The sequence below is a fragment of the Enterococcus sp. FSL R5-0957 genome (genome assembly GCF_038008005.1).
Lineage (GTDB): Bacteria > Bacillota > Bacilli > Lactobacillales > Enterococcaceae > Enterococcus_B > Enterococcus_B faecium.
Genome location: NZ_JBBOYG010000002.1, coordinates 165,484 through 185,680, shown reverse-complemented (window position 1 = coordinate 185,680; position 20,197 = coordinate 165,484). Strand labels below are relative to the sequence as shown.

Below are 20,197 nucleotides of genomic sequence, written 5' to 3'. Positions count from 1 at the left end.
TTTTAAAGAAAAAAACAGGCCAAAGGTTAAAAAAACTAAAATAGCACCATGAAAAAAAGGGCCTGCCAGCGGGGACTGGCAGGCAAGGAGTAAAATGAAAAAGTTAGGGTTTGTTGGTATGAATAAACTATACCGCCCAAATGTGAAAAAAGAGTGACTAAAAAGGAGCGTTTTTGTTATGATCCGTAGACCAAATCAAGGTTTTTTTCATTGAAGGTGTCTCCATGCTCCAAATCACCATATTTGAACCCCCGGTTGAACCATTCAACTCGTTGTTTTGAAGTCCCATGAGTAAAACTATCTGGTACGACATATCCTTGGTATTCCTTTTGTAACGTATCATCACCGATGGCATTAGCAGCTGTGATAGCCTCTTCGATATCACCAGCTTCTAAAATCGGTTGGCCGTTATAAGTTTTTCCTTGTAGATACTTGGCAAATGTACCGGCTAAATAATCCGCTTGTAGTTCCAAACGAACACTATATTGATTGTATTCTTTTTCAGAAACCTGTTGGCGGATCTTATCGAGTTGCTGTGTAATACCAAGTTCGTTTTGTACGTGATGACCAACTTCATGAGCAATGACATAGGCCATAGCAAAATCTCCGCTGACCCCATACTTTTGAGAAAGTTCTGTTGCAAAGCTGAGATCCAGATAAACATTTTGATCGGCAGGGCAATAAAAGGGACCAACTTGAGAAGTTGCATTCCCACAAGCCGATTGAACACTTCCTGTAAATAAAACCAGTTTAGGATCTTGATACGTAGTCTGTTCTGCTTCAAAAACACCATTCCAATAATCTTCCAAATGGCCGAAGACGACAGCGGAGAATTCTTTTTCCTCTGTATACTCGTCTGAAGCCACATTTTCTGTTTGATAATTAGCGGCTTGTCCGCCTCCCAAAATATCTGTGACGGAGTTTAAATCACCTCCACTGAATAGAAAAAAGAGGACTGCGATAACAATCGTACCGATACCACCGCCGGCCATTATTTTTCCTCCTGAACCTGCGGAACGACCAGAGCGGTCTTCCACATTGGAACTTTGTCTACCCCCACGCCATTTCATTTTGTTTCCTCCTCATTTGACTGTTTACATTTATTATAAGAGAAAACGAGGAAGATGAGAAAAGTTTGGCTTGCTTGAAGCGATTTTGCGGAACAAACGACCGATATTGCTATCAAGGGAAAGGATGTGCACACCTTTTAATCATTTTTTAATCTAACAATTGGTCTTCATATTTGTTAAGGTATCACTAGAATAAAGGTAGAGGGTGAGCAAATGAAAAACAATTATTCTTTGATCGAAGACCGACGCATGCAAATTTTTAAGCGGCTGATCAATGAGGAGCACTTGAGTTACCAGCAACTTTCTGATGAGTATTATGTTTCTAGGAGCAGTATCGCCAAGGATATCGTTTATCTAAAAACACTGTTTGTCAAAGAAAATTTACTGTTGCGTTTTGATAATTCAGGCACTTATTTTCAAGGAAGCGAGTCACAAATCCAACGAATGTTGAAGCGATTCATTCTCCTTACTATGGAGCAATCGAAAAGAACCAAATCAGAGAATCATCCGAAGAAGACTATAATTGGTTGGTAGTCAAACATGGAAATGAAGAAGAAAAAAAAGAGCTGCTGACACTTTTTGATTTACCGGAAGATATTTTTATTGGCTCCGATGAACCAGAGGAAGTTTCTCGATTAGAACATTTACGAGACACTAAATTAAACAATCCGTTTCTTTATACATTGATCGATCTTTCTTCAAATCATCAAGAACGCATTGAAAAACGCCTTGAACCTGACACATTTATTCTTTCCAAAGGATTGATGATCACCTATGTCTCTAGAGAATCGAATCTCGTTGAGCGATTGATCGAGAAACATGGAAGTGAGCTTCGACATTTTGAGGATATCATTGCTTTTGCCACATTAATGATCTATACCCACTATATCAATGGGTTGAAAGAGATTAAAAAGCAAATCGACCAATTGGATGCGGCTGCCCGTAAAACAACCGAAAATAATGAACTATTTAATCTGGCAGACACAGAACGAGATATGGTTTATTTGGATCACACGTTGAAAGATCAGAATCTTACAGTGAATCACTTGATGGAACGAAAAGAGTTTTTAGACAAATTAGATAATGAATCGTTAGTTTACGACATTAAACTGCGACAGAAATTTGCCAACAAGCTTGTCACGATCTATCGCGATTTATTGGAAACCATCGGTGGTCTATTCTCGGATATGATGGACAATAATTTGAACCATTTGATGAAATATTTAGATTCAGCAGCATTAGTGGTTGCAGTGCCATCATTGATTGCTGGACTTTGGGGGATCAACACTGGCGGACTGCCTGGGAAGGATAACACGATAGGAACGATTCTAGTTTTTGGGTTAGCTGTCTTAGTAGGCATCCTTACTGCTGTCTATCTTTCAAAGAAAGACTTTTCAAAAACAAAATAAAAAAGCAACTTTGTCTAGCATTGAACGCTGGGCAAAGTTGCTTTTTTTCGTGACTTCACAATCGCGAAGACTGTCCAATAAGCAGAGGGGAGAAGCGAGAAATGAAAAATATTAAGAAGAAAGGCCGGGGTACAATCCGAACAATTTATATTTTACTTTACTCGCTATTGCATACGCTCACTTCTATCGTTGCTTTTTCTCATAATCCTTTTACATAGTGAGGGGAAGCAGGTTTCAAATACAAAAGGCAGAATCAAAGGAATGCCAATTGTTTTGATGTTTCATCAGAAGGATGTAGTGAATGAGTTGTGTACGACAATCAGGTTTCTTTGATTGCTTTTATTCATAGGGAAGATGACGGTTGAAAGCAGACAATGAAAGAAAATCGTACATAGTCTAGGTACCCTTTATCAGAAAATAACTTTTTGCTGATCGAAACGCTTTCAAAGAGCTGCGGCAGTTTTTTTGACCTCTTGCAGTGAGTGTTAACGATTCCAAAAAAGTTGACTTATCCTTAATATAACAACGTTTTAAATTTTTTTTGTTTTTTTAAGAGCAAAATTTTTGTGTATTTTTAAGAAGGAGCGTAACATAATATGTGTAATAAATATTTCACAGAAAGAAAGAGAAAATTATGCATTGGTTATGGGTATTAATCGTAGGAGCTATTATCGGTTTGATTGCCGGAGCAATTACAAATAAAGGTGGATCAATGGGATGGATCGCTAACATCGTTGCAGGTTTAGTTGGTTCAGCAATTGGACAAGCATTGTTAGGTAGCTGGGGTCCTCAATTAGCAGGAATGGCTTTGATTCCTTCTATCATTGGTGCGATCATCGTTGTTGCTGTAGTATCATTTTTCTTGGGACGTTCAAGAGGTTAATCGTCAAATATATCAGCAATTTTACCTATTATCTTAAGGAGCAGCTTTTCGCTGCTTCTTTTTTTGTATAGATAAACTGCTTCTATCACTGATCATCGATGTTGTCTAACTGATGTCGCCGAGTGCAAGCATTACCTTTGTCAGATTAAAAAATACTCGTTACACTTAATATAGAACGACGAAAGAAAGGATGATCTCAATGAAAAAAATGTACGAAACAGCAATGATCAATCGTGGAGGCCGTGATGGCGAGGTTGAGGCACCAAACGGAAGTATGCACATGAAGATCGACCGCCCAGGAATCCATAGTGAAGGGACAAATCCGGAACAACTTTTTGCGGCTGGATACGCATCTTGCTTCAACGGCGCGGTTCAACACATGCTGGAAGAAAATAATCTTGAGTCTGATTCTGAAGTCAAAGCACGGGTATCTTTATTTCAATTAGAAGATGGGGGCTACCAAATCGGGGTTGTTTTAGAAGTTTCTTTGCCAGGACTTGAGAAGGACCAAGCAGAGAAAATCGCAGAAGAAGCCCACGCATTTTGCCCATACTCTAAAGCAACAAGAGGCAATATTGATGTGGAAGTGACTATAGTAGAATAAGGGATTCTTAATGTTACTATAAATGAGATTATGAAAGATCCTATAAAGAAACGCTAGTAAAAGAAACATGTAGTTACGGTAATTAATAGCGGTATATGTACGATTGATCGAATAGAACAAGGAGGCAAAAAAATGACACAGCGGGTAGCAATAATGATTTTAGTGTTGCTGGTCATTGGCCTCCTTGTTTACTATGTCCTAAAGTTTAAGCATTGGAAGCAGCAACGGATACATCAGGATATTGAAAAAAAGTTAAAACGGTATCCTATTGTTCAAGCAGCTTGGGAAAAGGCTGAAGCAAAACAATATAACATTCCTGGATTAACAGAAACAAGAATGGTGGTGCCGGAAACCGGCGAAAATGAGGTTTGTCAATGGATGACGCCGCAAGGGTTGGCTTTTTCTCAAGATTTTGTGTTTATTTCTGCCTACTGCTATGACCATCAGCATCATTCTATTATTCATGTACTGGATAGAGAAACAGGACAGCCGATCAAACTGCTGATTTTACCTAAACGGCCACATGTAGGGGGCTTAGTATATGATACAAAACGGGAACTTTTATGGTTGACAATCACAGGATCTGCTACTGGACGAGTAGCCGCTTTACGTTTGATCGATATCTTAGCAGATACATCTGAAGAGACGGGACAGCCAATCGCTTATTGGCTGACAACTGATCTCTCAGAGATTCCACAAGCATCGTATTTGACTCAAAACAATGATCAACTGGTATCTGGCAACTTCACACTAAAAGGTGAAGGACAGTTGACTTTCTATCTATTGCCGACGATAGCTGAAATGAAAACAGCAATTCGCCGCAAAGACAAAATCCAACCAACCGTGACAATGAGCAGAAAAACATCTGATAAGATTCAAGGTGTGGCTTTTTATGGCCATTATCTCTTAGCCAGTCGTTCTTATGGTCCTTATACCTCGGAACTCTTAGTGTCCGAGCGGGACTCTCCTAGCCGGATCCTAAAACGAATCAAATTTCCACCGTATTTGGAACAAATCGTTGTTGTAGAAGATCGTCTAGCAGTATTGTTTGAAAGTGGCGCCGCAGCGTATCGCGAGAAAGCCAATCCTGTGTTAGCCAATGTTTTATTACTAGACTTAGCAACGTTGCTTCATGCAAATAAGCGTCCCAAAAAGATTGCTGCAACTAAAAAATAGTCGGACAACTCAAGATGATCACTGTTGTTCATAAAGAACGACAAGAAAAATCATCTAGCGATGTTCGACTATGGGTTTATTTAGGAAGTATTTCTACTAAGATTCAATATGGCTATACAGATTCGGCGAAAAAACAAGGCAATGTTAAGTTTTTGAGAATCACAGATATACAAGAGGGACGTGTAAATTGGTCCAGTGTGCCTTACTGTGATATTAGTAATTCTAAACTAGTTGATTTAAGATTGGAAGAAAATGACATTTTGATAGCAAGGACAGGAGGAACTATGGGAAAAAGTTTCTTGGTTAAGGAAATAAGTGAGGAATCTGTTTTTGCTTCTTACTTGATTCGAATTAGGTTAGTTGAGAAATTATTATCAGAATACGTAGACTGCTTCTTAGACTCGCCATTATATTGGAAGTTATTAGAAAAAATTTCTTACGGAACTGGGCAACCAAATGTAAATGGTACAAATTTATCTAAACTACTTATACCATTACCACCTTTAGAAGAACAACAACGCATGACTACTAAAATAGAAATGATAAGAAGATCTATTCGTAGAATCAATTTTGAGTAAATATAACGGACCTAGCATCCATTTTATACCAGATGATGCTAGGTCTATTATTTATATTTTATGGAATTTAATTGATTTGTTCTAGTGTTTTAATATTATTACGACAGTAAAAAAATAGTTTGATTCTTCTAACATGAATGACCATCTAGAAGTGGAAATGTATAAAAGATTTATTTTATGAAGTTTTCCTAATATCATTCACTCATGATACGCAGCTCCATACCACAAATAATGATATTTTTTAAGAGAAAAAATTATCCCTATTTTAAATAATAGCAATAGGTAGTGGTAGGGAGAAATTTATAAATACCCGTGGTGCTAGTTAATTTTAATATCCTAAAGAATATCTCAAAGTTCCTTCAAAACGTCGTTGTGCTCGACTTAATAGAACACTGTAAGCCAGTAATATGCTTTCAAATCTACTCTCTAGCCCTTTAACAGAACGTGAGTTGAAATTTTGACAACCTAATTTTTCTAAGGAAGAAAAAACAGTCTCAACTGTTTTTCTTTGTTTTCCAAGTAAGCTGTGGTCTAGTTTTTCTGATTTATCCATGTTTTTACGTGGCGGAACGGATATAGTAATGCCCTTAAGGGCAAGCTTTTCATGGATTTTATGGCTAATATATCCTTTGTCCCCTAGGATATTGGGAAGATTCGCTTCTTCCGATAAAGTCTCTAACACTTTCACGTCATGGACACCTGGATTCGTGATTGAGTAAGTAATCGGAAAGCCAGTCTTAGTAACGATCATATGAATTTTAAGACCATAAAAATAAGATTTTTTTGTTGAGTTATAGCCAACTTTGGCTATTTGATTCAATAGTTTTGCTTGTCTATTTCTAACTGGTTTACATAATGGACTAGGAAAACTATCTATAATTCCGACTAGTTCACCTTTGGTGAGCTTCTTGATGAAAAAGTATCGAATAATCTTGATAGTGTAAGCTAAGTTTGAACTTAAGCGAGTGAATCGACTCCTACTAGGAAAGTCACCATTAGGAAATAAGACGGAACAAACCGCTCTATACGTGGCTCTTTGGCTAGTATAGCCATTAATTATGCCCCATATAACACAAGCAATAATCACTGTATCGCGTTGCTTCAGTTGATCAGTATTTCTTCGGTTTTTAATCTTATCTGGTACACAATTGTGGTATATGTTAGAAACAGTTCTCATAATTTCCTTGAATGTTATAAAAGTATCTGTATAATGTTCAGTATATTTTGATGAACGCATATGTAGTCCTCATTTCTTGGGAGTTTTGAGACTACTATATGCGTTTTTTTGTTGATTTACCAACATGTTTAGACATTTTCCTCTAGGAAAAAATTAACTAGCACCACGGGTTTATTTTAGTTTTTCTTGGAAATAAAAACAGCGAAAATCCGAACATTTTCACCTCTCTCACTTTATAACTTTTACAAAATAGTACTTCTCATAAAAAGCGCTCTAGTTAAAGAAAATAAGAGAAAAATCAAAAAAACAAAAGTTTCTTTTACACTTGTTTCTATATTCGTTACAATGGTTATGGGAAGTTTTTCAAAAGGTTAAGAAAAGCTTACGGGGGTTTTTGAAATCAAAAAGTAGTAGGGGACGATAAAATGAAACATACACACAAAATCATATTGGCTGTCACTTCTGTATGCACTGTTATTATTCTAGGTGTAAGTATCTTTTTTGTTACACAAGCAGCAACAAACAATAAATTAGAAAACACTAGTCAAACAACTCAACACTCAAGCAGCAGCTCAAAACCTGTTGAAGATAAACAAACGACGAAACAGCTTGATCAAGCAAAACAGCTTGCTGCAAGTTATCATTATGATGAAGCCATCGCCTTACTTGAAAAAGACGACGCCAAAGAAGCGCAACAATTGTTAGCAACTTTGAAAAAAGAAAAAGAATCCTTGGTAAAATGGGAAGACCCGACCAAAATCTCACACGTCTTCTTTCATAGTCTGATCGTTGATCCAGCTAAGGCTTTTCATACCCAGCAAGCACAAGGGTATAAAGATTATATGGTCACTATTTCCGAATTCAATAAAACCATTGATCAGTTATATAAAAATAACTATGTTCTTGTTAATCTAAATGGATTAGTCAAAAAAGGAACAGATGGAAAACTGACCTTTACAGGTGTTTCTCTTCCAGAAGGAAAGAAACCGTTAATTCTTTCGCAAGACGATGTCAGCTATTATGAATACATGGACAATTCAGGATTTCCAAGTAAGTTGATTGTCGATAAACAGAACCAAATCAAGAATATTTATATCGACAATAAGAAGGAAACTGTTGGTGACTATGATATGGTTCCATTGATCGATTCATTCATTAAAAAACATCCCGATTTTTCTTATCAAGGCGCCAAAGGAACATTAGCTTTAACAGGCTATAATGGTGTATTAGGTTACCGTACATCAAAATCAGAATATGGTGATAACGAAAAAACAAACAAAGAAATCGAAGCAGCCAAAAAAGTTGCTGATCAATTAAAGAAAGATGGTTGGAGTTTTGCTTCTCATACTTGGGGACACTTGAATATGACACAAGCTTCTTTAGCCGATATCCAACAAGATAATGAACGTTGGCAAAATGAAGTTGCACCTATTTTAGGCAAAACAAATATTTTGATCTACCCATTTGGCGCTGACATCAGCGATTGGCAACCTTATTCTGAAGCAAATCAAAAATTTGCTTACTTGAAACAACAAGGATTTGATATCTTCTGCAATGTCGATGCCTCAACTCCTGCATGGGGACAACTAGGAACTGACTACTACCGTAACGCCAGAATCAATATTGACGGTATCCGTTTCGAAGCTGACCTAAAAGGAGAAAATCCAATACTTGATCAATTTATCAACGTCAAAGAAGTGTATGACCAAAAAGATCGAGGATAGAGGTTGTGAAAGAAGCGTCCAGCTCCGAGCAAATAAGAACTAGATTTCTAAAATAGTTTCTCATATTTTGGAAATCTAGCGCTTATTGCTGAGGAGTTGCTTCTTGAACACCGTGAATAGAGGTTGTAAAAAGAGCGTTTTGACTTATTGTTGAAGGTCAGCTCTTTGAACACCGCGTGTTAGGTTGTGAAAAGGCTGGTCTGCATCAAGCAATAAGAATGAACAGAGAAAAACAGCTTCTTGAATACCGCAGATAGGTTGTAAAAAAACCGTTTTGACCTGACGATAACCAGTAAAACAGAGGTGAGACCATTGCTAAAAGTAGCAGTGGTCTCATCTCTTTTTTTGCACAAGTCATATTTGATTGTTTCGTTATTTTAATCAGGATAAAGTTCTTTTTTTTCATGCTAAAGAGTGATTCTTTCTTCTCGATTTTCACTTTCTTCGTTTAACTTTTGGTAAATACTTCTGTCAGAAAAAGCTCTAGGTAGACACACGAAAGCAGATAAAAAGCCTAACTTTTGCAACAGTTTATGCTGTCGTTCAAAGTTAGGCTTTTACAGTTTATAAATAGGGTTCTGTTGCAAAGTTTTCCAAAAAATCTATTTTAGTGTAAAATTGAGAAAAAAGACAGAGAGGACAGAGTAATGAATCATTTTAAAGGCAAACAATTCAAAAAAGACGTCATTATTGTCGCTGTTGGTTACTACCTGCGTTACAATCTAAGCTATCGTGAAGTTCAGGAATTGTTATATGATCGTGGAATAAATGTTTGTCATACTACGATTTATCGTTGGGTACAAGAGTACAGCAAAGTCCTCTATTATCTTTGGAAGAAGAAAAATAGACAATCCTTCTATTCATGGAAAATGGACGAAACCTATATCAAAATTAAGGGACGTGGGCATTATCTTTATCGTGCAATTGATGCGGACGGCTTAACCTTAGATATCTGGTTACGAAAGAAACGGGATACGCAAGCAGCCTATGCTTTCTTAAAACGACTCCATAAACAGTTTGGTGAGCCGAAAGCAATTGTGACCGATAAAGCACCTTCTCTTGGCTCCGCCTTTAGAAAGTTACAGAGTGTGGGTTTATATACTAAGACAGAGCACCGAACTGTGAAGTATCTTAACAATTTAATAGAACAAGACCATCGACCTATTAAACGACGAAATAAATTTTATCAAAGTCTCCGTACAGCCTCTTCCACGATTAAGGGCATGGAGACCATTCGAGGAATATATAAAAAGAACCGAAGAAATGGAACGCTCTTCGGCTTTTCGGTGTCTACTGAAATCAAGGTATTAATGGGAATAACAGCCTAAGATATTTGGAGTTCAGAGAGGGCGCGTTTGATTTTCAAACTTCGCAACAGAACCAGCGTCAGGATGCCCTTGTACTGGTCCAAGAGGTCCCATACGGTTTCGTTCATGGTCTTCCTCCTTTCAATGTAACTATTATACTACAAATAATTATTTTTTTAGTATATTTGTTACACATTGGTACGTGAATGCGTACTTAGGAATGAGGAGCTTTTTGCAGCTCCCTTTAACAGCTAGTTGGATTTTTATACTTTGGTATAATTATCTGACAACATAATACAAAGAATGGATGTGTAACAAATGATTATTCCTGAAAAGTTAAAATCCAACGATGAAATCCGGGTCTTGTCGCCTTCGAGTAATTTTCAAAGAGTGGGAGGGATGGAAGGGAACCGAAAGGCTCAGGAAAGACTGGAGAGTCTGGGCTATAAGGTCACGTTTAGTAAGAATATCCACGCCACCGATTTGATCGGCTCGGCCTCGATAGAAGAGCGCGTGGAAGACCTCCACGCGGCTTTTTCCGACCACAATGTGAAGGCGATTCTCTCCACCATTGGCGGTTTCAACTCCAATGAGTTGCTGCCTTATATTGATTACGATCTTATCCGGAGTAATCCTAAGATTATTTGCGGCTACAGCGATATCACTGCCCTGAATAATGCAATCACCGCTAAGACCGGGTTGGTAACGTATATTGGACCTCACTATTCCAGCTTCAAGATGGACGAGCTCCAAGACTACCAGACAGAGTACTTTTTAAAGGTATGTGCGGGAAGGGAGGAGGTCCAACTGGCTGCCTCGGATCATTACAGCGATGATTTGTGGTTCTTACCCGAGGAGCCGCGAAATTTGGTTGAGAACGCTTGGAAGGTCTATACCCCCGGAACAGCAGAAGGGGTTAGCTATGTGGGCAATCTCAATACCTTCACCCTGCTCCAGGGAACCGAGTATATGCCAGATCTCCATAACGGAATCCTTTTTGTCGAATCCGCAGAAGAGAACACGTCCCATGACTTCGCCCGTGATTTGGCGTCCCTGCTCCAGGTTGCCAAAAATCCAAAGGGATTGGTGATTGGCCGATTTCCTGAAGAGACAGGGATGACCGAAGAAATACTGGTAAGTATTCTAGACAAGCACCCTGTATTGAAGAGCATTCCCGTCCTCTATGATGTGAACTTTGGCCATACCCAACCTATTTTTACTTTTCCTATAGGCAAAAAAATTAAACTAGACGCAGGCAATCTTAAAATCATGATCTAAGGAGAGGAAAACAGATGCAGGCAGAAGAACTATGGAATCATTTTATTGAGGAATACCCCCGCTACAAGCACCACACCTATGAAGCGTGGCAGTATGGCGTGGTTCCCGACGAACTGGCAGAACTGACCCGCCAGGGCGTGAAGACCGCCACTACCTCCGGTTATGACCTGTATGAGGCAGATCAAGAACCCTTGCCGTTAGAAGGAGGGTTCAATGTCATCTTGGACAGGCAGGATAATGCGATTTGTATCACCCAGATCACCAAAGTTTATGTGGTTCCCTTCCAAGATGTGTCAGAACGCCATGCCTTCAAGGAAGGCGAAGGCGACCGCACCCTTGGCTATTGGAGGAGCGTACATACCGATTTCTTCTCGGAAGCGTACCAGGAAGCCGGCCTTCCCTTTAGCGAAGAGTCTCAAGTGGTCTGTGAGGAATTTGAAATGGTGTTCCCAGGAGCGGAGCAATGATGAAAATCAGAAGAGCCACCCCTAAGGATGCCAGAGGGGTGGCCAAGGTGCAGGTGGATACCTGACGGAGTCATAGTATCTTACTAAGCAGGGAACAACACCAAAAAAGGCGCTTTTTGTATGGTTAGGGTGTACCCAAAACCGTCATAAGCAACATGTTGATTTTCAAACGTTATCCATGTAGATTTAGAGTGTCGAATAGATGTTCCTTTTATAAAAAGCTATTTTTTCTATATATGTCATTGAAAAGAGAGGTTTTTAAACAATGAAACTTGATAAATATAACCTGCATGAAGATTTTGATGTTTTAGCTATATGGTTTAGAGAAGACCAGGAAATGAAGGATGGAATAAGAGGGATTCTGCACTATAAATCTCAATCCATTATTCTTGAATTATTCGATTCCTTTTCTGAGAGCTTTGATGATACATTTCAACATTTAAACCGAATTTATGGTTTTTCACAAGATGGGAAATTATTGGCCTTGGAAGGGTGTTATAGAGTAAAAGGTACCGATAGTATTCCTGGCTTTAGTATTGATTCATATTCTGTAAATGAATTTTATATACTCGATGTGAATTTTAATAAGATTGAGGGTAATGATGTAATAAGAACCGCTCTCAACAAAGTATTCGGTGATTTCAAAAAAGATCCCATGGTTGAAAGTATTAGGTTTTCCGTTAATCATTTACATACATGGATAGATAAAACTTCTATTTCAACCTTAGTATTTCCCCAGGAAAATAAAGGGGCTGTACAGTTTGATCTAGACAAATATGGGGAAAGAACTTTTAACATTCATTCTGAAAATTTGTCTATATTAGAAGCTATTACTCTTAATAGGAATAAAAGTAACAGTACTTATTCTCTTGAAGAAAAGTCCTATCTGAAAGTTTTTGAAAATAGTGGAGAAATGAGAAACTTTCGTTCCTTCTTTCAAAACGCTCTATACATCAAAAAGCTATTAGAATTCCTAAATGGTATACCTTTGCATTTTGACTATCTAGAGTTCTTATGCGAAAAAGAAACTATACCAGAACATGCTGGGAAATTTTATCCTTTAATAAGGGGGAGATATTTCTTCCGGCAGATTGGAGAGCGAATCACCACAGCCCCTAAAAGCGCTCTTACATTCCATGCTATAGAAGGTGAATTTGAAAGCATTTTAAATAGCTGGTATTTGAAGAAAGAAAAACTAAGTTTTATTCTTGATAGCTATTTGAACGATTTATACTTACCTTATTATGTAGAGACCCAGCTGCTGAATTCTATTAGAAACTTAGAAATATATTATAGAAACTTTATTAATGATTCGATTGAACAAAAAAAAGAAGAACTAAGAGAAGACCAACAACTGCTAACAGATTATGTGAATGAGAATGTGTCACAGCAGAATAAAGAACATTTTAATGCAAATATTAATTTTATAGGCGAAGATTCCTTACAAAAAAAGCTGAGCCATTTATTCAGGCAACTTCCGGACAAAATATTCGAATCCTGCATAAAAAAAGAAGGGAAGAGCCCATCTAAATCCAGTAGCAGTTTAGCTAGGTCATTAACACAAACACGAAATTTTCACACGCATGGGTATAAACCCGAGTTGTACCCTGATAGAATACAAGGAGCACAAAATTTATTTACAACGAATGAAAAACTGAAGCTCTTTCAAAGATACTTTATTTATAAAGAACTAGGAATCTCGGAAGACATCATTTTAAAAGTTCTCATTCCCGAAACCTATGAATTTCAGGATACATTTCCAGCAGAATAGTAAGCGAACTATTCAACAAGCGGGTGGAGCCACCAATTTCGAGACCATTATCACTTATCCAAACATGACTACTCGAATGCCAAGTTATTACAGGTATACACGATGAACGGGTACTAGGTAGAGGATGAATCCGAGAATGTCAATCCAATTTAATACAGTGAACCGAAAGGAATCAAAAGGAAGTTGAAACTTCTTCGTACGCCAGTGTATTAGCAGCTTCAGGAGCCGCTACACCAATCAGTTTCCCCGAAGAAGTCCTGTGTCATCAGAAGCGGTATCGTGACAATCCAAGAAGCTAAAGATGAAGTGTGCTCCATGCGATTACTTCAGACAACTGGCTATACCAATACACGAAAGATGGGGATGGAGACAACTAGTAAGGGGAATAGATCCGGCTAAGTACCTATTAGCTTATCGTATGGAGAAGGTGATAGCGATAATATACCTCTCTTTGTCGCTACACATATAAAAATACCGAACGCCTAGGCCTACTAGAGAATAGAGTATAGGCGTTCTAGTTTATCCTTCATAGTCAAAACTTAAGAGTATTGACTATGCTTCCTTGCTCCAGTAAAATCAAGGGATACAAAGGTGTCATAACTTATAGTCAAAAGAGAGGGCAAAAAAAGATGAAATATGGCTACGCACGGGTGAGTACCCGCCAGCAAGATTTGGAAGGGCAGCTGCGTCAACTAGAGGAGGAACGCTGCGACCGGGTCTACTTCGAGAAAATTACCGGGACAAAAAGTGATCGTCCCGAATTCCAAAAACTGCTTCAGGAAATTGAGACAGGGGATACTTTGGTTGTGACGAAGCTGGACCGCTTCGCTCGCAGCACACAAGACGCATTGAACACAATCAAGCTCTTATTTGAGAAGGGTGTGCGGATCAATGTGCTGAATTTAGGAATTATTGAAAATACTTCCACTGGAAGATTGATCTTCACAATTTTCAGCGCTTTTGCGGATTTTGAACGTGATTTGATTGTAGAACGTACACAAGAGGGGAAAGAGTTGGCTAAACAGAAACCCGACTTCCGGGAAGGGCGACCGAAAAAATTCAGCCAGCAACAAATCAATCTCGCCATGAATCTACTGAAGAATCATTCCTATAAAGAAGTAGAGAAAATGACCGGCATAAGCAAGAGCACTTTGACGCGCAATAAGAGAAAACTGCAATTAAGTACTGATGTATAGAGTCTATTCTAAGAAAGAGATTTATAATCTGTAAGCTTTGAAATAAACCCAATAAAAAGAAATAAACTTCAAAGAACTTATTTTAATAGAGAAGCCTGGCGTCTATTAAGAAATACTTTTCTTGATGAGCGTCAATTTTTTTAACGGAAATCTATCCTATACTAAATTCAGTAAAGAAAAAGGAGGAATCAAAGAAAGCTATTTTAAACAAACCAAAATTATAGGAGGAATAAATCATGACTGAAAATAAAGCTACTCAAGAAAGAACACCCCAAGAAAGATTGCAAGAAGAACAAGAACACAAGGAACATGTTCATCATACGAAAATTAATGCAGCGGCCATTGCGGATCATCTTTTAGGCAACATGCATACATTACATGTGAAACTGCACCAATATCACTGGTATGTAAAAGGAGCCAATTTCTTTACGTTGCATGAAAAATTTGAAGAGTTGTATAACGAAAATGAAAAATGGTTCGACAAACTTGCGGAGCGTCTAATTACTTCTGGGCATAAACCTGCTTCGACAACGGTTGAATTTGAAAAATATTCGATGTTTTCGGAAGATGCAGTTAATAAATACGCTAAAGCAGAAGACATGGTTGAAAATATTATCGAGGACTTCAGAAGCACTCGTGACCTAACTATTCGCGCGATTCGTTTAGCTCAAGACGAGGGTGACGATGCTTTAGAAGATACATTGATTGCTTTTAAAAATGACTTAGACAAGAACATTTGGATGCTGCAAGCGTTCATTGGTAAAGAAGCATTAGAAGATGATGACGCTCTTGATGAGGATGAAGATTAAGGTAAAAGTAGAAGCTGATTTAGGGATTGGAATTCTTTCCAGTCCTTTTTCCATTTTCTTGATGTGCATCAATTTTTTTGTAGTAAGAGACTTATATAATAAAAGCAGCGAATATAAACAAAATAAATAAAGGGGGAGAATGAATTGACTAAACATACCCATCATGAAATTGGCGACCACGCAGCCTGTATCCGCTTGGTTCCAATATTCAATCACTTAGAGGATAGCGCGATGAATTACATTGCTGAAAAAGCCCACACGAAACAGTATCAAAAAGGAGAGTTTCTGTTTCGTTCACAAGAAAAAGAGGATACTTTATATATTATCAATCGTGGGAAAATCCGTATTTATCGATTGGCAGACTCTGGCAAAGAGCAGCTAGTGCGGATCTTGAACCCTGGTGATTTCACCGGAGAATGGACCTTGTTCAACCCGGATGCAGTACACGAGGAATATGCCGAAGCAACCCGAGATACCGTTGTCTGTATGATTCAGCAAAAAGATGTCCAAGATTTTCTGGAACAATACCCAGCTATTTCTTTAAAACTATTGGCGGAAATGTCTAAACGGTTAGAAAGTTCAGAACGTCAAACGACACAAGTAGCCGTGGAGAGTGTCATTACCCGTTTAGTTTTGTTTTTGGCAGAAAATGTGGAACCTGAAATGGGCAACTCTCCCACCATCACCCTGCCGATGGCAAAAAAGGACATTGCTTCCTATTTAGGAACGACACCTGAGACCATCAGTCGCAAATTTGGAGAATTGGAGGACGAGGGATTGATTCAACAGCTGTCTGGGAAAAGGATCAAGATTCAGGATTTAGATGATTTATTGCTTTACAGCGAATAATCGGACACACTTTTTTCTACACGTTGGTGTTCTGTCGCTCTTCATTAACAACGGGACAGAACTCAGTGCTTTTGCTTCCATCTGTCCGTTTTTGGCTTTTTTAAGACAGAACGACCTTCATTCATTGGAAAAATAAAAGCACAAACATGATAACCCTCAAGTTTTTTTGTTTTATTTTTCTTTAAGATAGGGTTGTCGAACAAAACGTAAAAATAAGTAGGGGTGAATGTGCATTGTTTTTGGGTGATAGTTGCCATCACGTTGTCAGCAGCGGGTGCATTCTTTGTCGTCCCTTTCACCAAGAACACGATTGGCGGCGAAGCAAAAACGTCTAACGTTGTTGAGGCAGATAGGTTAGCTATGGAAAAAGAAGAGGAAGTTGTAAAAGGAGCCGGCGTAATCGTACACGGAAAAGTGGCGTATTACGAAGCGAGTGACCAGGGAGATAAAAGTGTATTCACTGTTTGGTTTCCATGGAGCTTAGCCGGAATCTTGTTCAGCATCACCATGACTAGAATGACGCGAAAAATTGAAGAAATGGAGCAAATAGAATGGGATTCGTATTAGGCGTTTTGAATCCCCATGTGGTGGAGATTGGTTCTGTTGTGATTCATTGGTATGGAGTCATTATTGCAGTGGGCATATTAGCGGCTCTCCAGTTGAGCACCAAGGAAGCAAAGAAAAAAGGACTGGAAGAGGATACCATTATCGATATGGCCTTATGGGCAATTCCGATTGGACTCCTCGGCGCTCGGCTTTATTATGTGTTATTTGAACTTGGTTATTATCTGCAAAATCCAGGACAAATCCTTGCGATTTGGAATGGCGGCATTGCGATTTATGGGGGATTGATTGCAGGAGGGGGTACGCTATATTGGTATGCAAAGAAAAAAGGTACTTCTTTGGCACTCGTTCTTGATATTTTAGCGCCCAATGTATTGTTAGCCCAGTCCATTGGTCGTTGGGGCAATTTTATGAATCAGGAAGCTCATGGTGGGCCGGTTACTCGTCAATTCTTGGAAAATCTTTATTTACCTGAATTTATCATTGAACAAATGAATATCAATGGTACCTACTACCATCCGACTTTTTTATACGAGTCATTGTGGAGTTTGTTGGGCTTTGTCCTCATCGTCACTATACGGAACCGAAAACAGCTTTTGCGTCAAGGAGAAGTCGTTTTGAGTTACGTTTTGTGGTACTCAGTGGGTCGGTTCTTCATTGAAGGTATGCGAACGGACAGTTTATGGATTGGCGAGTGGATCCGCGTTTCGCAAGCCTTGTCTCTGGCCCTGTTTATTGGCGCGATTGTAGTATGGTTTATACGCAGACAAAATTATCCACCAATTTCTTATTATTCTGATGGCAATAAGGGGCAGAAAAAGACTATTAAGATGGTGAATTGAGCAAAAAGATAAAAAGAAGTGCAAAACTTGATATGCGTCAATTTTCGTTTGCTAAAAGTGAGCTATATTACAGTTGTAAAGAGGAAAAGGCAGTGTTCATTAATCTGCTGCCGATAAAATAAAAACACATAAAGGAGATAGGAATTATGGAAAAAGCTATATTGCAATTAGAAACGTTGTCTTGTCCAAGTTGTATGCAAAAAATTGAAGGTGCCGTAAAATCAGTTAACGGTGTTGATAAAGACAGCATTAAAGTATTATTCAACTCCAGCAAAGTCAAAGCCAATTTTGATTCAGCTGTCACTTCGATTGAAGAGATTCAAAAAGCTATCGAAAACGTAGGCTATCCGGTCCTTAAAGCAAAAGTCAAGGCCGCTTAACAGATCAAATGAACTAGGCAATTCTGGAAGAAAAGCTATTTTTCCAGGATTGCTTTTTTTGTTGCAATCCGATTCGAGGTGCTTAGAAACGATAAAAGAGAACTTTCTAAACTTGATGTCAGTCAATTAATTACTTAAGCAATTATCTTATACTGTGTTTATCAATAAAAGAGAAATTAAATTTGGAGGGAAAAAGCATGCAACAATATATATTAAGCAAGAAAAATGTTATCACCGTCATCAGTGGATTGTTAATCGTACTCGGTTTCTTCAGTCACTTTGTTTTAGAAAACGTAGGACTTTCAGAGTGGTCTTTGATCATCGCCTCTGTCTTTGGGATTACGCCAATTGCCATTCAAGCGTTTCAAGCAATGAAAGTCAAAGTCATCAGTATTGATGTCTTAGTCAGTATTGCAGCGATTGGTGCGCTTTTTATTCAAAATTATGAAGAATCGGCTATTGTCACGTTCTTATTCTTATTCGGACACTACTTGGAACAACGAACATTGAACCAAACGCGATCTGCTATCAAAGAATTGACTGAAATGGCACCCGAAAGCGCCTTGAAACAAATGGATAATGGCGAATTTGAAGAAGTAGAAGTGGATGATATAGATGAAGGGGATATCTTGCTCGTTAAAACGGGTGCGAAAGTTCCAGTAGATGGCATAGTCCTTACGGGTGAAGGGCATATCAATGAAGCTAGCATTACAGGTGAAGCTGTTCCAGTCAACAAGCTAGCTGATGCAGAAGTTTTTGCAGGAACCATTTTAGAAAACGGAACGATTCAAATCAGAGCTGACCGAGTTGGTGAGGACACCACATTTGGAAAAATTATTGAACTCGTGGAAGAAGCACAAGATTCTAAATCCGAAGCGGAACGGTTCATTGATCGCTTTTCTAAATACTACACACCAGCTGTCTTGGTTCTGGCAATTGTTGTATGGGCGTTCAGTCAAAATATTGAGTTAGCAATCACCATCTTGGTTCTAGGTTGCCCAGGCGCATTAGTTATCGGAGTGCCTGTCTCAAACGTTGCCGGTATTGGGAATGGTGCTCGTAACGGTGTTCTTTTAAAAGGGAGTGAAGTCATTCAAGACTTCAGCAATGTGGATACAATTGTATTTGATAAGACAGGTACTTTAACTGTCGGAAACCCAACCGTTGCAGCGACTGAACTGTATGAAAAAGATCCTGCTGAAACGCTTGGCTATCTGGCCAGTGTGGAACGGGAATCAGATCATCCATTAGCAAAAGCGGTCTTAAATCAAATTGGAGAAACAAACTTTTATCCTGTTGAAGGAACTGAAGTTGTGAAAGGCGGCGGAATCGTTTCAAGTGTAGCTGGACATAGAGTGGCTGTTGGGAATGTGGCCTTGATGGAAAAAGAAAATGTCACTCTCAGCAAAAAAGTGCAAAAAGATGTCAAACGGTTTGAACAACAAGGGAACTCTCTCGTTTTGACAGCGGTCGACGGTGAATTAAAAGTACTGATGGGCATTCGCGATCAAGTCCGTCCGGGTGTGAAAGCTAATTTGCAGGAATTAAAAGACTTGGGCGTGAAAAATCTAGTCGTTCTTTCAGGAGATAACCAAGGAACCGTTGATGTGGTCGCCGGCGAACTTGGTTTGACCGAAGCTCACGGCCACATGTTGCCGGAAGACAAATCGGCTTATATCGGAAAACTTCAACAACGTGGTCAAATTGTAGCCTTTGTTGGAGATGGCGTTAACGATAGTCCGTCCTTAGCTTTAGCAGACATTGGAATCGCAATGGGAAGCGGAACGGACGTAGCGATTGAAACATCCGATGTCGTTTTAATGAACTCGAACTTCAGCAACTTGCCTCACGCATTAGGATTAGTAAAAGCCACCGCAAATAATATGAAACAAAATATCGTGATTTCAATTGGAGTAGTGTTGGTCTTGTTGACCAGCGTCTTCTTCAGCGAATGGATGAATATGTCTATCGGAATGTTGGTTCATGAAGGTAGTATCTTGGTGGTAATTTTCAATGGCATGAGATTAATGAAGTATAAGTTGAAAGGTCGGAAAGAACAAAAAGAAGTATCAGCACCTGCAGAGAAAGTAAAAATATCTTAAGAATAAATTAG

At 38.7% G+C, this 20,197-nt stretch carries 19 protein-coding genes and 1 pseudogene; 18 read left to right on the top strand and 2 right to left on the bottom strand.

The window, feature by feature from the left end:
- Positions 1–176: 176 nt before the first annotated feature.
- Entirely contained in the window at positions 177–1,070 is an 894-nt protein-coding gene (gene ypfJ / locus MKX69_RS13455; protein ID WP_341010572.1) for a KPN_02809 family neutral zinc metallopeptidase, read from the bottom strand.
- A 213-nt stretch (positions 1,071–1,283) separates the two neighbouring features.
- Between ypfJ and MKX69_RS13450 the strand changes: the two are divergent.
- The 6 genes and pseudogenes from MKX69_RS13450 to MKX69_RS13425 form a co-directional block, all read left to right on the top strand.
- Positions 1,284–1,550: pseudogene (locus MKX69_RS13450) on the top strand (helix-turn-helix domain-containing protein); the annotation flags it as partial.
- A gap of 47 nt (positions 1,551–1,597) precedes the next feature.
- Positions 1,598–2,479: a magnesium transporter CorA family protein gene (locus tag MKX69_RS13445; RefSeq protein WP_156249574.1), complete on the top strand. Its 882-nt coding sequence runs from the start codon at positions 1,598–1,600 to the stop codon at positions 2,477–2,479.
- Between the two features lie 634 nt (positions 2,480–3,113).
- Positions 3,114–3,362, top strand: coding sequence for a GlsB/YeaQ/YmgE family stress response membrane protein (locus MKX69_RS13440; RefSeq protein WP_002292290.1), 249 nt, complete (start codon positions 3,114–3,116; stop codon positions 3,360–3,362).
- 199 nt (positions 3,363–3,561) lie between these two features.
- Positions 3,562–3,966 (top strand): organic hydroperoxide resistance protein, encoded by a 405-nt coding sequence (locus MKX69_RS13435; protein ID WP_002292291.1) that lies wholly within the window; start codon positions 3,562–3,564, stop codon positions 3,964–3,966.
- Positions 3,967–4,098: 132 nt separating this feature from the next.
- On the top strand, positions 4,099–5,142 hold the full coding sequence (locus tag MKX69_RS13430) for a hypothetical protein (protein WP_002292292.1): 1,044 nt from the start codon (positions 4,099–4,101) through the stop codon (positions 5,140–5,142).
- A gap of 14 nt (positions 5,143–5,156) precedes the next feature.
- Positions 5,157–5,720 carry a restriction endonuclease subunit S gene (locus MKX69_RS13425; RefSeq protein ID WP_002294754.1) on the top strand — a complete coding sequence of 188 codons (564 nt, stop codon included), beginning with the start codon at positions 5,157–5,159 and terminating at the stop codon, positions 5,718–5,720.
- Positions 5,721–6,048: 328 nt separating this feature from the next.
- On the opposite strand, the gene MKX69_RS13420 is transcribed toward MKX69_RS13425, so the two are convergent.
- Entirely contained in the window at positions 6,049–6,957 is a 909-nt protein-coding gene (locus MKX69_RS13420) for an IS982-like element ISEfm1 family transposase (protein WP_002295743.1), read from the bottom strand.
- 365 nt (positions 6,958–7,322) lie between these two features.
- Here MKX69_RS13420 and MKX69_RS13415 point away from each other — a divergent pair, with 365 nt between their 5' ends.
- The 12 genes from MKX69_RS13415 (at position 7,323) to MKX69_RS13360 (ending at position 20,186) form a co-directional block, all read left to right on the top strand.
- Positions 7,323–8,621 carry a polysaccharide deacetylase family protein gene (locus MKX69_RS13415; RefSeq protein WP_002290399.1) on the top strand — a complete coding sequence of 433 codons (1,299 nt, stop codon included), beginning with the start codon at positions 7,323–7,325 and terminating at the stop codon, positions 8,619–8,621.
- A 647-nt stretch (positions 8,622–9,268) separates the two neighbouring features.
- Positions 9,269–9,949, top strand: a complete 681-nt coding sequence (locus MKX69_RS13410; protein ID WP_016177626.1) for an IS6-like element ISS1N family transposase — start codon at positions 9,269–9,271, stop codon at positions 9,947–9,949.
- A gap of 297 nt (positions 9,950–10,246) precedes the next feature.
- Positions 10,247–11,206, top strand: a complete 960-nt coding sequence (locus MKX69_RS13405) for a S66 family peptidase (RefSeq protein WP_010829805.1) — start codon at positions 10,247–10,249, stop codon at positions 11,204–11,206.
- Between the two features lie 14 nt (positions 11,207–11,220).
- Entirely contained in the window at positions 11,221–11,673 is a 453-nt protein-coding gene (locus tag MKX69_RS13400) for an ASCH domain-containing protein (RefSeq protein ID WP_010829804.1), read from the top strand.
- A gap of 265 nt (positions 11,674–11,938) precedes the next feature.
- Positions 11,939–13,444, top strand: coding sequence for an ApeA N-terminal domain 1-containing protein (locus MKX69_RS13395; RefSeq protein ID WP_010829803.1), 1,506 nt, complete (start codon positions 11,939–11,941; stop codon positions 13,442–13,444).
- A gap of 629 nt (positions 13,445–14,073) precedes the next feature.
- Positions 14,074–14,640, top strand: a complete 567-nt coding sequence (locus MKX69_RS13390) for a recombinase family protein (RefSeq protein ID WP_038809140.1) — start codon at positions 14,074–14,076, stop codon at positions 14,638–14,640.
- A gap of 236 nt (positions 14,641–14,876) precedes the next feature.
- Complete coding sequence (locus tag MKX69_RS13385; protein WP_341010571.1) at positions 14,877–15,449, top strand: Dps family protein; 573 nt, start codon at positions 14,877–14,879, stop codon at positions 15,447–15,449.
- Between the two features lie 144 nt (positions 15,450–15,593).
- Positions 15,594–16,298: a Crp/Fnr family transcriptional regulator gene (locus MKX69_RS13380; RefSeq protein ID WP_002292156.1), complete on the top strand. Its 705-nt coding sequence runs from the start codon at positions 15,594–15,596 to the stop codon at positions 16,296–16,298.
- Positions 16,299–16,526: 228 nt separating this feature from the next.
- The gene (locus tag MKX69_RS13375; protein WP_038809135.1) at positions 16,527–16,865 is read left to right on the top strand and encodes a hypothetical protein; all 339 of its coding nucleotides are present in this window, start codon (positions 16,527–16,529) and stop codon (positions 16,863–16,865) included.
- Positions 16,850–17,704, top strand: a complete 855-nt coding sequence (gene lgt, locus MKX69_RS13370) for a prolipoprotein diacylglyceryl transferase (protein ID WP_195193728.1) — start codon at positions 16,850–16,852, stop codon at positions 17,702–17,704. Before MKX69_RS13375 ends, lgt begins: the two co-directional genes overlap by 16 nt.
- A gap of 146 nt (positions 17,705–17,850) precedes the next feature.
- The gene (locus MKX69_RS13365; protein WP_002292161.1) at positions 17,851–18,084 is read left to right on the top strand and encodes a heavy-metal-associated domain-containing protein; all 234 of its coding nucleotides are present in this window, start codon (positions 17,851–17,853) and stop codon (positions 18,082–18,084) included.
- Positions 18,085–18,281: 197 nt separating this feature from the next.
- Positions 18,282–20,186 (top strand): heavy metal translocating P-type ATPase, encoded by a 1,905-nt coding sequence (locus MKX69_RS13360; RefSeq protein ID WP_086275824.1) that lies wholly within the window; start codon positions 18,282–18,284, stop codon positions 20,184–20,186.
- Positions 20,187–20,197 lie beyond the last annotated feature (11 nt).